This is a genomic window from Dyadobacter alkalitolerans DSM 23607, from assembly GCF_000428845.1.
Lineage (GTDB): Bacteria > Bacteroidota > Bacteroidia > Cytophagales > Spirosomataceae > Dyadobacter > Dyadobacter alkalitolerans.
On the sequence record NZ_KE386806.1, the window covers coordinates 47419 to 60862 of the forward strand.

Genomic DNA, 13444 nt, shown 5'->3' on the forward strand with positions numbered 1-13444 from the left:
TGGTTATGATGGATAAGCAAATGTGATTGGCATTGCATGCGGCGAGGCGGTAATTTTGGAACATTAAATTATTCCAAAGTTCAATCTCATCATGTTCATGATTACCACAGATATTTGCATTATAGGGGCTGGCCCCGTCGGTTTGTTCGCAGTTTTTGAAGCGGGTTTATTAAAAATGCGCTGCCACTTGATTGATGCGCTTCCCGTAGTAGGAGGCCAGCTTGCCGAAATTTACCCTCAAAAGCCTATTTACGATATTCCTGGTGCGCCGGGCATTATCGCCGAAGATCTTGTCAAAAACCTGATGTTGCAGATCGAGGAGTTCAAGCCCGGGTTCACATTGGGCGAGCGCGTGGAAGCGCTCGAAAAGCAGGAAGATGAAAGCTACATTGTCCGTACGAATGAGGGAACTGCTGTGCATTGCAAAGTTGTGGTGATTGCAGCTGGACTCGGAAGCTTTGAGCCCAGAAAACCAGCCGTTGAAAAACTTGAATATTTCGAAGGCAAAGGCGTGCATTACATGGTAAAAAAACCTGAACAGTTCCGCAACCAGAACGTGGTGCTGGCGGGTGGCGGCGACTCTGCATTGGATTGGACTATTTTCCTTGCCGACATTGCCTCACGCGTAACACTGGTTCATAGGGGAGACACATTCCGAGGCGCGCCGGATTCAGCCGAAAAGGTTTTTGAGCTTGCCGAAAAAGGAAAGATTAACTTAATTCTACAATCCCAGGTAAGCAGCCTGGGCGGCAATGGTGTTCTGAAAGAAATTTCGATTACAGGCAATGATAAGAACGTAACCACCATTCCTACCGACCATTTTATCCCGCTTTTTGGATTAAGCCCCAAGCTCGGCCCGATTGCTGACTGGAATTTGGGTGTTGAAAAATCGGCTGTTATAGTAGACACACTGGATTACTCCACCAACGTCCCGCGCATATATGCCATAGGCGACATTAACACTTATCCGGGCAAATTAAAACTGATCCTCTGCGGTTTCCACGAGGCGGCCATTATGATGCAGAGCGCTTTTAAGTATGTGTATCCGGATCAGAAATTAAGTTTTAAATACACAACTGTCAACGGAGTTAACGCTTTTTAGTCATGATAAATATTCAAGTAGAAGATAACAACGGGGACCGTCAGGAGCTGGAAGTGCCTGTGGATATGGGACTCAACCTGATGGAAATGCTTAAAGCATATGAATACGACATTCAGGCAACGTGCGGCGGCATGGGATTGTGTGCAACCTGCCACATTGCCGTGCTGGAAGGAGGAGAAGGCTTGCCCGAACTGAACGACAATGAACTGGAAACACTGGACACCTTGCCAGACGCCGAATCGAACAGCCGCCTGGCCTGTCAGCTACGCTGCAATGATCAGATGAACGGACTGGTGATCCGGTTGAAAGCCTTACAAGAAGCGTAATTCAAGGTTATAGAATTTTGGAATATAGTGCATAAACCTTCGCTTTAATAAAGCGGAGGTTTTTTAAAAAAATCGCCATTAAATGTATGTTTTTTGCTCGCGCCATCGGTCATTTTGGTACTTTTGAGCGTATTTAATCTCGTTGAAGCCGCTTATGACCATTTCAGAACGGCGATTCGGGCGATTTAATTTTAGTAGATAATGACTTATTGTTTAGGGATAAAAGTAAAAGAAGGGCTTGTGGCATTGGCCGACACCCGCATTACAGCTGGCACCAATACGACTGTAAAAAAGAAAATGTATGTAACGCAGAAGGATAATTATTCACTTTTTATCATGACCAGCGGACTGCGTTCCGTGCGGGATAAGGCGGTGCATTATTTTGAAGAGCTGATCAGCGAGGGCGTTGTTTATAACAAGCTTTACAAAGCTGTGAATGCATTCGGAGAGCAGATCAAGCGCGTTGCAGAAGAGGATAGGGCATCGCTGGAACGTGCAGGATTGAAGTTTAACCTGAACACCATCGTTGGTGGACAATTGAAGGACGATACGGATCACAAACTGTTCCTGCTTTATTCCGAAGGGAACTGGGTGGAACTCGACGAAGGTTCACCTTATGTGATAATCGGAAACTCCGGCCAGGGAAAAGCCATCCTGAACCGCGTGTTGAACGGCGAATCCACGATGAAGCAGGCCTTGAAAGCTGGTTTCCTCTCGTTTGACTCGACGCGCGTTAGTAATAATGATGTGGATTTTCCCATTGACGTGGTCCTTTACAAAAAGGACAGCTTCAAGATCGTTGAACACCGATACGAAAAAAAGGACCTGGAACAGATCTCAGACATCTGGGCCGATAAGCTGAAACAGGCGCTCGACGACATTCCGGAAGAATGGATGGATCAGAGTTTCGAGAAAATAGTATAAACAACAAAGGCTGCCCATTTGAGCAGCCTTTGTTGTTTATAAGGTCATTGAAAATTTATAAAGGGAATATTCGCGAAGCCGAACATTATGTAGGCCTCACATTCTTACCTTGGCGCTTAGCGATGGAAAGAAGCAACGCGGGCAATAGAATAAGATTGGTGCACATGGCAACCAGCAGGGTAATGGAAACCATCACACCCATTGCCGCCGTTCCTCCGAAGCTGGACGCTGCGAAAATAGAAAATCCGCAGAACAAGATCACAGCCGTGTAAATCATGCTTAGCCCAGTTCCGAAAAGGGATTGCGTTACAGCCTGTGACGGCGTAAGGCCATTCTTGTGCAACTCCTCGCGATATCTCGTCAGGAAATAGACAGTTCCGTCCGACGCAATGCCGAATGTAATACTGAAAATCAAAATAGTGGTTGGCTTAAAATAAATGCCGAAGTAACCCATAATCCCGGCTGTAAGGGCTAATGGAATCAAACAAGGCAGTTTAGAAAGCAAAATGATCGGAATAGACCTGAAAAGCACCATGCCGACAATGGCGATCAGAACGATCGCGATCAGCAAGCTTTCATACAGATTGCTAAGCAGATAATCATTGCTTTTAAGGAAAACCAAACTATGACCCGTAAGGCTCACTTTATATTTCTCAGGGCTGAATATGGAATCCACTTTGGGACGGATCTTTTGCATCAGCTCCTTAATGCGCTCAGAACCAACGTCGGCCATCTGAAAACTGACACGCGTAACGCTTTTATCTTTGCTCAAAAACGCATTCAACTGCTTCGCCGCACCCTGCTGATCTTGTACGTAACCGGTAAGCTTATTCAGTTCCAGAACGCCCGGTAATGCATAATATTTAGCATCGCCGCCCCGGTAAGATTGGTATAAAAACCTTGAAGCTTCCACCACAGAAAGCGGTTTAGAAAACTCAGGAAACTTGGCCATTTCATTCTGAAAAGCCTTTATTTTATAGAGCACTTCGGCCTGGTCAGCGAAAATTCCGTTTGGCTGTTTGGTATCGATCATCACTTCAAACGGCAGCACACCATTGAAGTTTTTCTCAAAAAATCTCAAATCCGTGTAAACGACATCTTTCTTGGGAAGGTCATCAACAACGTAACCGATTGTCTTGATTTTCGTCATCCCAAAAGCCGAAATAACGATCAGCACAACCATCGCCATGTAAATTTCTTTACGGTGATTGTGCACCAGGTAATCGATCTTTCTGAGGAAACCGGACGCCCATTTTCCATCGAGATGCTTCAAATGGCGCGCTTTTGGAACGCTCATATAATGCAATGTGATCGGCAAAAGCAGCAAGCAAAGCACATAAGTAGCCATCACACTGATCGCCGCTACAACGCCGAATTCAACAAGCAGAATGCTGTTTGTAAAGTAAAACACACCAAATCCAATTGCAGTGGTCATGTTGGCAAGGAACGTCGATAAGCCGATCTGCCGGATCATTTCCAGCAGAGCTTCGTCTTTATTACTATGCGATCTGAGCTCTGCCTGGTATTTATTGATTAAAAAGACGCAGTTAGGAACACCGATTACGATCAAAAGCGGTGGAAGAAGGCCGGTAAGTGCAGTGATTTTGTAGTTAAAAAGGTGCAAAATCCCAACAGAAAAGACGACGCCGATCAGCACCACAACTATGGATAACAATGTTAGTCTGAGCGACCTGAAAAATGCCCAAAGGATCAGTAATGTCACAAAAACGGCCAGTCCCATGAACAATTCCATTTCGCCGGAGATCTTTTTCATGTTCACCGTGCGGATATAAGGCATCCCGGAATAATGCAGGTCCGCCTGATATTTCGTCCCGAATTCTTCGGCCATCGCTTCAATGTCGCTGACAATGGTAAGCCTGCGCTTTGAATTCAGTTCTTTGTCGTTGAATGTTACAACGATGAGCGTTGCATTGGTTTTACTATTGAGGACCAGTCCTTCGTAAATCGGCAGGTTGGCGATTTCTCTCTGAATGCTGTCTGCTTCAGCCTGCGTGGATGGAATTTGCTTTATAACCGGCGCGACATCAAACTTTCGGAGGCTGTCATTGCGGTTGATCTTGTAGACATTAGCAAGTGAAAGCACATTTTTGATGCCCTCGGTGTCCTTGATGCGCTGGGTTAGCTTGCACCAGTCGCGAAATTTATTGATCTCAAAAAGCTGCGGATCCTGCCAGCCGATCACCATCACGCTGCCATCTTCTCCGAATAGTTTTCTGAAATCCTGATATTCTTTTTCAACCGGATCGTTGGAAGGCAATATCCGTGCAAAATTATAAGAGAGTTCGATCTTGCTGGCCTGATATGCCATGAAAACCGTTGAAACAAACACCAGTGCAACCCACAAAAGCCGGTAGCGGATAATGTAAGTTGCTATTTTATTCCACATAATAGATTAGTCAGTTCCACAAAAAGGTGCAAATATACGGACAGGGAAGCGAAAGTGAGACTTTTCACGAGATATATCCGGCTTTGAAGATGTTTACAAAAGACGATCCAATTGACATTTAGTGACTTTGCAAACCGGCAATTTTTTCGAGATGATGGTAACCGATGCCAAAATACTGCTTGGCCTCCTGAATCTTTTGTAGTATTCCCGCCTGATCCGCCATGTTACGCTTGTCTTTTGTGCCAACGATCAGGACATTTTTCGGCGTGTGGGCGTCAGAAATGAATTCAAAAACTTTGGTTTTATATCCGAAATATTCCAGGACCAATGCCCGGATCCCGTCCGTAACCATTTCAGCCTGCCGTTCAAGGAATATCCCGTATCGGGTAAGAAACTGAATATCGTTCCCGGTTTTGCTTTTTTCCATTTCCCGGCGGATCTGTTTGTGACAACAAGGCGCCACAACGATCAGGTCTGCGCCGGCGAAAATGCCTTTGAAGATGGCATCGTCCGTGGCTGTGTCACATGCATGAAGCGCAATGAGAAGATTGACGCCCTTGCTGTCAAAATTGTCAATTGTCCCTTCCTCAAAATGCAGATTTTCAAAGTTTGAATGCTGCGCGATCTCGTTGCATAATGCCACAAGGTCCTGCCGAAATTCCACACCCGTAACATGCGCGTCGACATGCAGGACATTTTTCAGATAATCGTAAAGGGCGAATGTGAGATAACCCTTTCCTGAGCCCATATCGGCCACATTGAGCTGCTTATCGGTAGGTATTTCCTTGATCAGCGCGCTGAGAATTTCAATGTAATGATTGATCTGCCTAAACTTATCCTGCGCCTTTTTGAAAACATTCCCGTCTTTGTCGGTAATGTTCAGCTCATGCAAATAGATTTTATTCTCGCTGCTGATCAGCCGGCTCTTACTGTGGTCGTGTTCTGGGAGAGGCACTTCTTTGGTATCGGTAACTTTCTTTTTGAGGGTGATTTTGTTGTTTTTCAAAATCTCGAATTGCAATTCTTCCGCTTCGGTGACGAGCGTAGCAATGTGGAAATCATTTGCAATAAGCGTTTCAAAAAGTATTCTGGTTTCGTCCAGACTGTAATTTTTGACAATGTCCCTTGTTTTGTATCGGTAAGTAAAACTGAACTTCTCCTCCTTTTTGATCAAAACCCTCCTCACATAGATGTTTTTCAGGTTCACCTCTGTTCCCTGGTAATTCCCCAGAGAGAGCTTTATAAAGGAATTGTTTGAAATACTCTGTTCAAATGCGTTAATAAATTCTTCTACTCTTGGCAAAATATTCATGGATGGGGATGCTCTTGTTCGTTAAATCAGGGTCTTCGGGATTTCAATGTCAACTTTCAGTCCCTTGGGCTGCTGACTGATGATCTGCACTTTCCCGCGCAGACTTTCTACTCGGTTCTTCACATTTTTCAGCCCTACACCTTGCCGCGAAGGCTCCACCATGCCATTGCCATTGTCAATGATAGTCAGGTGAATGTTCTTGTTTTCGGTGAGGTTAATGCTTGCCTTGTTCGCGCCGGAATGCTTGATAATGTTGTTGGTGAGTTCCAGAACAATGCTGTAAAGCTCAAATTCCGTCTTGTTATTCAAACGATGCGACATGCCTGAAACGTTAAAACTGAATTCAATATTCTTGTTCTCGTTCATCTTGTCAATCAGCCGGTGCATTGCCATAACGAGCCCGTGCTCTTCCAGTTCGGCCGGCATCAGGTTGTGCGACAGGCTGCGCACTTCCCGGTAAGCTGCGCCTACCATCTGATGTACGCTTTCATAGATTTTTTGCTCTTCCGGTGAAAGCACTTTTTTATCAATACCAAACAAATACCAGTTCAATGAGGCAAGCGTTCCACCGAGGTTGTCGTGCAGTTCGGCTGCAACGCGTTTACGTTCAATCGCTTGCCCACGTGCCATCGCCTCGCTGATCTCCGCATTCTTCCTGCGCAGTTTCTTGTTGTTAAACCAGAGAAATGCAGCAAATGCGATGATCAGACATGAAAATCCGATCAGAAAACGCTGCACAATGCGCTGCTCGGCAATGATCTTATTTTGAATTTGCGAGTCCATGATCTGATTGTCATAGCTCAGCTGAAACATGGTGTATTGTCTCTGAACATATTCCGTATGCAGCATACGCCGGTTGAAGATCACTTTCTCCATGTAATCCAGCGCTTCACGGAACATTTTCTTGTTCTTATAGGCCCGCGCGAGCGATAGTAACGCCCAGTTGGTCTGCTGCGAAGAATGGAATATTGTCGAATAATCCAGCGCGCGTGCGGCGGTTGTGATCGCCAGCTCGTTCTGATTGCTCAGGCAATAAATGTTGGCCAGGTCATTCAGTACGTTAAGCTCCCCGTAACGGTTGTTTATTTTCTGAAACAGCACAAGCGAGCGTTTCAGCAAATCCTCCGCTTGTTCGCGTTCTTTCCGGATGACGTGCAGGTAGCCCCGGTTTTGGAGCACCGTAGCCCGGCCCCAATCGGAGTTCATTTTATCAAAAAGCGCATAAGCCCGGTCGTAATAAGGGATAGCCTCTGCGAAGAGGCTTTTTTCGCGGTAAGAATTTCCCAGCGCATTGATGCAAGTCGCAGCCGAGCTGTCTTCGCCAAGTTCTTCAAAAATGGCGATGGCCTGCCGGTAATTTATTTGTGCCGAATCCCACTGACGGTATTCGGAATAGCTCTCGGCCAGAAAAAACTTTGAGTAGGCCGTGTAAAACGGCAGGTCTTTGGACAGTGACATGGTTTCGTTAGAGAGCTCGCGGAGCACGTCATAACTGCCATCCATTAAATAGTAAGTGCTCAATAAGTTGTATGCCAGTATTTTACCTTTGCTCCACCGGTGTTTTTGTGAAAGTCTTAACACATGTTTGGAATAAAACATGGCCTTTTCAGCATCCTGAAACAAATATTCTTTCGCGAACCGGTGATATTTTAAGATCAGGACTGTGTCTTCTGCAAAACCCTCGACGGGTACAGATTCAACGACGTCTTTCTTTGCACCAACACTATCATTATGATCAGAAACAGAAGTACAACGACTCCCGCTTACCAGCGTTGCCAAAGACAAAATCGTTAATAGTCTGTACAAATTACCCATAGACTAAACTGCCGCTACGGGTAAAACAGGCCACCAGAAGCAGCAATTGTAGGTTTTCATATAGGTCGTCGAGTGTGGATTGGAGATCCAAAGATAAAAAGTAATTATAAAAGCGCAGGACTATCTGGCCTTAAAAGTGTTGAATGTGGTATATTTCCTGCAAAAAATTACAATTTACTTATAAAAGGGTTGTCTTTAATATAAAATCGGTAAAGCAGCTCCTTACCGACATTGATTCCAATGCGTACAGACGATTCGATTGCAAGATCCTGCACTTCCCGATCCTGAATGTACAGCGGTCCGCCAGTCAATAATATGTTGTTGTGCAACGATCTTTCTATGCCCATAGCCCTTGCCAGATTTCCCGGACCTTTGCACAACTCATTTACTTTCAACTGCTTTGTGCGGATTTTCGGAGCCGTCTTGCCTGGGATCAGCGAACGGCGCAATTCCATCAGCTCAATGCCTTTTACAGGCTGCAATGCGCGGATCAGCACCGCCTCGCCAATACCTTCCTGGTTGCTGACCACATTAAAACATTCGTACATACCGTAGATCAGATATACGTAGCTTGTGCCTGCAATCCCGTACATGGGTTCCGTACGCGTCGTGCGCCTATTGTATGCGTGACAGGCAGGATCGTTGGAAAGATAAGCTTCGGTTTCAACGATGATCCCGCTGGTAACGCCATCCGGACTTTCATGCACGAGCTCGCAGCCCAGTAATTTCGCTGCCAGCGAGCGCGTGTCATAAGCAGCGTAAAAGGATAATGGCAGTATGCTTTCCGGCACCGGTTAGATAATGTTCATAGTTTGTTCCTTGATCTTTTCCAGCTCATCCTTCATTTGAACAACCAAATGCTGGATCGTCGCATCATTCGCTTTCGAGCCGATTGTATTGATCTCACGGCCAATTTCCTGTGCTATGAAGTTCAGCTTTTTGCCGTTGCTTTCAGGTGATTGCAATGTTTCGGTAAAGTAGGTTAGGTGGTTCGCAAGCCTGATTTTCTCTTCCGAAATGTCAAATTTCTCTACATAATAGATCAATTCCTGCTCAAATCGGTTGGTATCAAAGTTATCATCCGCCAGAAGCTCCCTGATCTGCTTTTCAAGCCGCTCGCGCACAGCCGGAATTCTTAATTTGTCTTGCTCGGAAACGCTGTTCAGCAAAGTTTGAATGGTATTAATGTACTCTGTGAATTTGTCAGAGGTCATTTTCCCTTCCTGCTCCCTGAAAACCGAACATTTGCGGATTGCTTCCATTACGGCCACTTTGATCTGCGTCCAGTCATTTTCTTTGCTGGAATCATCAACCGTGTCGTTATTATAGGCATTAGGCATTTGCAACGCAATACGGAACAATTCCGTAAAATCCGGAATGAACCCAATGGTAGACGCAGTATCAGAAAGGTCTGTATAGTAGGCATTTACCAGCGCTCTGTTAACAGAAGTTGAAGCAACTGTTTTTCCAACCGGCTGAACTGTTAATGTAAACTCAACCTTACCGCGTTCAAGCGACTGAGTAAGCAAGTTGCGGATCTCGATTTCGCGTTCAGAAAACTGTCTTGGAATGCGGCAATAAATGTCAAGAAACTTGGAATTCAGCGTTTTTATCTCAACCGTAACATTTATGGAATCGGATTCGATGTTGGATACACCGTATCCGGTCATTGATTTCAACATTGGTTTTTGATCTAGGTAAAATGGATGTAAAGCAGCGCCCGAAAGCCGGGAGCCGGATGTTAGTTATTAAACCGCTGCTTTCCCCCGGACTTGGCAGGATGCTGGCTTTCAGATTGTTGTGGTTTCGAAATTAATGCATGCTTATTAATATCCTCGTTCACCACCCGGAACCTGGAAACGTCGCATGCCAGGTAAATGGCTTGGAGCAATGAACCGGGTTCTGCTATATTTTTACCTGCAATGTTGTAGGCCGTTCCATGATCCGGCGAAGTTCTTACCGCCGAAAGTCCGGCTGTAAAGTTAACACCTTCATTGAAAGCCAGTGTTTTAAAAGGAATTAGACCCTGGTCGTGATACATGGCTAAGACGGCGTCGTACTGCTTGTAAGTAGCGGCAGCAAAGAAGCCATCTGCCGGAAAAGGACCGAAAACAAGGTTGCCTCTTTCCTTAAAATTCTTGATTACGGGTGTAATGACATCTATTTCTTCATTTCCGAGTAATCCGTTTTCACCGGCGTGCGGATTGAGTCCCAGTAAGGCCAGTTTGGGTTTTTTAATACCAAAATCGCCTTTCAACGATTGCAGCATCTGCTCAATTTTTGCCGTCAGCTTTTCGGTTGTAACATTGGTGCTGACCTTATCAAGCGGAATGTGCCCAGACAGAACGCCAACGCGAAGTTCGCCGGAGACCATGAACATTAACGCATCTTCTTTGCCGAAAGACTGCGCCAGAAACTCTGTATGACCCGGAAATTTGAAATCTTCACTCTGAATATTGTCCTTATTGATCGGGCCTGTTACCAGCGCCTGGATTTTTCCTTCTTTCAGGTCTTCGACGGCTCTTTTCAATGATGCAAAAGATCCTTGTCCTGCCTCTGGGGTTATCTTTCCTGGCTGGATTTCGGTTTGATGATCGTGCCAGCAAGTGATGACGTTGGTAAGCTTCGGATTAGCCTGATCCGCTTTTTGAATGCCGTGCAATGTCCATTCTTTCATTTCAAACAGATTGCGATACTGGTTAAGCACGCGCAACGATCCGTAAATGATGGGTGTGCACAATTTCGCTAACTGATTCCCTTCTAATGCTTTGAGTATAACTTCCGGTCCGATTCCGTTGTAATCGCCTAATGTAATTCCTATAACAGGTTTATCGCTGATTTGGTCGCTCATGTACGTTTAATGCTGTTGTAACTGTTCTCCTGAGTAATTCTGTATTACTTTTGCGCAATGTCTGACCGGCAAGTTACAAAAAATCCCGTGCTCCTATGAAAATCCTGATCGCAGACTCTATGCATCCCTCGCTTTTTGAAATGCTACGGGATGAAGGCTGGGATTATTCCTATCACCCGGAATTCCGCCGGGAAGATATTTTAAACAACATTTCGGGTTACGAAGGGCTCATGATCCGGAGCAAGACGAATGTTGATGAAGAGATGCTTGCTGCGGCAACCGAGCTGCGATTTATAGCCAGGGCAGGAGCAGGGCTCGACCTCATCGATCTGGAAGCCGCTGCAAAACGCGGGATAGAAGTTTTCCACGCTGGAACTGGGAACCGCGATGCTGTGGCTGAACATGCGATTGGAATGCTGCTCGCCCTTTTTAACAACATATTACGGGCCGACCGTCAGGTTCGCAGCGGAACATGGGACCGGGAAGGGAATAGAGGCGTGGAGCTTATGAAAAAGACCGTGGGCATTATTGGCTACGGGAACAATGGTTCTGCCACTGCCCGGCGACTGAGCGGATTTGGCTGCCGCGTGCTTGCGTATGACAAATACCGTGACAATTACAGCGACGCTTATGCGACTGAATCCAGTCTGGAAGAGATTATGCAGCAAGCAGACGTGATAAGCCTGCACATCCCATTGACGGAAATTACGCGTTATATGGTCAATGATGACTTTGTAAACAATTTTTCCAAACCATTTTACTTGCTAAACCTTTCCCGGGGCGAAACTGTGAGCCTTGACGCAGTTGCAAATGGATTTAAGTCCGGTAAGATCCTGGGTGTTTGTCTGGATGTGTTGGAAAATGAAAAGATCAGCAAACTGACCGATGCGCAACAGAAGACATTCGATTACCTGCGGGCCTCGGATAATGTCGTGCTCACGCCGCATATTGCCGGCTGGACACATGAAAGTTACGTGCGTATCAATGAAGTGTTGATTGAACAGATCCGGACCTGGATCTGACGAAAACAGCGACTCTCAACAGACCAAGCAGCGGCTGTCATAATCAAAATGGAACTGGCTATAAACAAATATGCCGACCAAAGGTCGGCACGTTTGCATCTATTAGCCATGAAAAATAAAATACTTACTTACCAAGTGTACCTCTCAGTGCACGTGGGATCTCAACTGAAGCAATCGGGTTGCTTGCGGCTGTTAATATAACGAAATTTTCAGCCTTAACTGCACCAACCTTAACAGATTTTCCTAAATCCAGCTCAGTTACATCAACATCTACGTAGTCTGGAATGTTCTCAGCCAAACCTTGTACACGCAATTTACGCAATTTTTGGTTCATTTTACCACCTTTCATAACACCAGATGATGTACCAGTCAATTTAATGGGAACGTCAACTTTAATTTCTTTGCCGTCAACGATCTGCAAGAAATCCGCGTGGATCAATGAGTCGTTAACAGGGTGAAACTGTCTTTCCTGCAAGATGGCATTATATAGAGTACCCTCGATATTGAGCGTAACATTAAAAATATCCGGTGTGAAAAGCAACTGGCGAAACAACATAGCCGGTGCATAAAAATGAACCTGCTCAGCTCCACCATACAGCACAGACGGAACATAACCTTGTGAACGTAGTTCGGTCGCTTCCGTCTTGCCGAGATTCGCTCTTTTAAACCCTACAATCTCATGCGTTTTCATAAGAATATTTAATTAAGAAGATAAAAAATAAAAAAATTTACTGATAATTTATAAACAAAGAACTAATAGATTCATGATCACGGATACGCCCGATGGCTTTTGCAAATAATTCTGCAACCGACAACACGCGTATTTTATCATTCTGTTGCTTCAAAGGAATCGTATCAGTGATGATCAGCTCTTCCAAAACAGAATTGGCAATGTTTTCGTGCGCTTTACCCGACATAATCGCGTGGGTACTAATAGCCCGCACAGAATTGGCCCCTTTTTCGATAATCAATTCAGCAGCTTTGCAAAGTGTGCCACCGGTGTCAATTAAATCATCCACTAATACAACATCCATGCCTTCCACATCCCCGATCACCTGCATACTCGCGATTTCATTCGCCCGTTTCCGGTGCTTATCGCAAAGGATCATATCAACATTCAAAAATTTCGCAAAATTACGCGCCCTGGCTGCTCCGCCCATATCCGGCGATGCAATCAGCAGGTTTTTAAGGTTCAGGGATTTAATGTAGGGAACAAAAATAGACGTTCCTTCTAAATGGTCAACAGGGAGGTCAAAAAAGCCCTGGATCTGTCCTGCGTGCAAATCAACCGTCATCAGACGATCCACACCGACCGAAGTAAGCAGGTTAGCAACCACTTTTGCAGCAATTGCCACACGTGGCTTATCTTTCCGATCCTGCCTTGCGTAACCAAAGTAAGGAATTACTACAGTCACATAATGAGCAGAAGCGCGACGTGCGGCATCCACCATTAAGAGCAATTCCATCAGATTGTCAGCCGGAGGGAAAGTAGATTGGATCAGGAAAACATCGCACCCTCTAACCGATTCTTCGAAGCTGGGCGAAAGCTCTCCGTCACTGAATTTCCTTAATGTATAACCTCCCAGCTCTTTGCCATAATACCTGGCAATGTCTTTGGCCAAATATTCGGATTGACTTCCCGAAAATATTTTTACTGTATTAAATGAACCCATTGGCCAAACTGA

Annotated in this window: 12 protein-coding genes; 4 read left to right on the forward strand and 8 right to left on the reverse strand. The window is 45.3% G+C overall.

Going from position 1 to position 13444, the window contains the following annotated elements:
• The first annotated feature begins 97 nt into the window (after positions 1-97).
• The 3 genes from G395_RS0127335 (at position 98) to G395_RS0127345 (ending at position 2352) form a co-directional block, all read left to right on the forward strand.
• Positions 98-1102, forward strand: coding sequence for an NAD(P)/FAD-dependent oxidoreductase (locus G395_RS0127335; RefSeq protein WP_026632899.1), 1005 nt, complete (start codon positions 98-100; stop codon positions 1100-1102).
• A 2-nt stretch (positions 1103-1104) separates the two neighbouring features.
• Positions 1105-1428 carry a 2Fe-2S iron-sulfur cluster-binding protein gene (locus G395_RS0127340; protein ID WP_026632900.1) on the forward strand — a complete coding sequence of 108 codons (324 nt, stop codon included), beginning with the start codon at positions 1105-1107 and terminating at the stop codon, positions 1426-1428.
• A gap of 201 nt (positions 1429-1629) precedes the next feature.
• Positions 1630-2352 carry a proteasome-type protease gene (locus G395_RS0127345; protein WP_026632901.1) on the forward strand — a complete coding sequence of 241 codons (723 nt, stop codon included), beginning with the start codon at positions 1630-1632 and terminating at the stop codon, positions 2350-2352.
• Between the two features lie 85 nt (positions 2353-2437).
• On the opposite strand, the gene G395_RS0127350 is transcribed toward G395_RS0127345, so the two are convergent.
• The 6 genes from G395_RS0127350 to pdxA all read right to left on the reverse strand — a co-directional run bounded on the left by G395_RS0127350 (position 2438) and on the right by pdxA (position 10737).
• A complete protein-coding gene (locus G395_RS0127350; protein ID WP_026632902.1) occupies positions 2438-4759 on the reverse strand; it encodes an efflux RND transporter permease subunit in 2322 nt (773 codons plus the stop codon).
• 118 nt (positions 4760-4877) lie between these two features.
• On the reverse strand, positions 4878-6071 hold the full coding sequence (locus G395_RS0127355; protein WP_026632903.1) for a class I SAM-dependent methyltransferase: 1194 nt from the start codon (positions 6069-6071) through the stop codon (positions 4878-4880).
• Positions 6072-6092: 21 nt separating this feature from the next.
• Entirely contained in the window at positions 6093-7850 is a 1758-nt protein-coding gene (locus tag G395_RS0127360; protein ID WP_229204309.1) for a tetratricopeptide repeat-containing sensor histidine kinase, read from the reverse strand.
• Between the two features lie 203 nt (positions 7851-8053).
• Positions 8054-8677 (reverse strand): DNA-3-methyladenine glycosylase, encoded by a 624-nt coding sequence (locus G395_RS0127365; RefSeq protein ID WP_026632905.1) that lies wholly within the window; start codon positions 8675-8677, stop codon positions 8054-8056.
• Between the two features lie 3 nt (positions 8678-8680).
• Positions 8681-9568, reverse strand: a complete 888-nt coding sequence (locus tag G395_RS0127370) for a YicC/YloC family endoribonuclease (protein ID WP_026632906.1) — start codon at positions 9566-9568, stop codon at positions 8681-8683.
• Positions 9569-9627: 59 nt separating this feature from the next.
• Complete coding sequence (pdxA, locus tag G395_RS0127375; RefSeq protein ID WP_026632907.1) at positions 9628-10737, reverse strand: 4-hydroxythreonine-4-phosphate dehydrogenase PdxA; 1110 nt, start codon at positions 10735-10737, stop codon at positions 9628-9630.
• Positions 10738-10832: 95 nt separating this feature from the next.
• On the opposite strand from pdxA, the gene G395_RS0127380 reads away from it, so the two are divergent.
• Entirely contained in the window at positions 10833-11759 is a 927-nt protein-coding gene (locus G395_RS0127380; RefSeq protein WP_026632908.1) for a 2-hydroxyacid dehydrogenase, read from the forward strand.
• 124 nt (positions 11760-11883) lie between these two features.
• Here G395_RS0127380 and G395_RS0127385 read toward each other — a convergent pair whose 3' ends face one another.
• Positions 11884-12450, reverse strand: coding sequence for a 50S ribosomal protein L25/general stress protein Ctc (locus G395_RS0127385; RefSeq protein WP_026632909.1), 567 nt, complete (start codon positions 12448-12450; stop codon positions 11884-11886).
• Positions 12451-12487: 37 nt separating this feature from the next.
• Positions 12488-13432, reverse strand: a complete 945-nt coding sequence (locus tag G395_RS0127390; protein WP_026632910.1) for a ribose-phosphate pyrophosphokinase — start codon at positions 13430-13432, stop codon at positions 12488-12490.
• Positions 13433-13444 lie beyond the last annotated feature (12 nt).

Coding starts and splice junctions, on each gene's coding strand:
- G395_RS0127370 (WP_026632906.1), bottom strand. CDS start 9,568: ATGTTGAAATCAATGACCGGATACGGTGTATCCAACATCGAATCCGAT.
- G395_RS0127390 (WP_026632910.1), bottom strand. CDS start 13,432: ATGGGTTCATTTAATACAGTAAAAATATTTTCGGGAAGTCAATCCGAA.
- G395_RS0127385 (WP_026632909.1), bottom strand. CDS start 12,450: ATGAAAACGCATGAGATTGTAGGGTTTAAAAGAGCGAATCTCGGCAAG.
- G395_RS0127345 (WP_026632901.1), top strand. CDS start 1,630: ATGACTTATTGTTTAGGGATAAAAGTAAAAGAAGGGCTTGTGGCATTG.
- G395_RS0127355 (WP_026632903.1), bottom strand. CDS start 6,071: ATGAATATTTTGCCAAGAGTAGAAGAATTTATTAACGCATTTGAACAG.
- G395_RS0127335 (WP_026632899.1), top strand. CDS start 98: ATGATTACCACAGATATTTGCATTATAGGGGCTGGCCCCGTCGGTTTG.
- pdxA (WP_026632907.1), bottom strand. CDS start 10,737: ATGAGCGACCAAATCAGCGATAAACCTGTTATAGGAATTACATTAGGC.
- G395_RS0127340 (WP_026632900.1), top strand. CDS start 1,105: ATGATAAATATTCAAGTAGAAGATAACAACGGGGACCGTCAGGAGCTG.
- G395_RS0127350 (WP_026632902.1), bottom strand. CDS start 4,759: ATGTGGAATAAAATAGCAACTTACATTATCCGCTACCGGCTTTTGTGG.
- G395_RS0127380 (WP_026632908.1), top strand. CDS start 10,833: ATGAAAATCCTGATCGCAGACTCTATGCATCCCTCGCTTTTTGAAATG.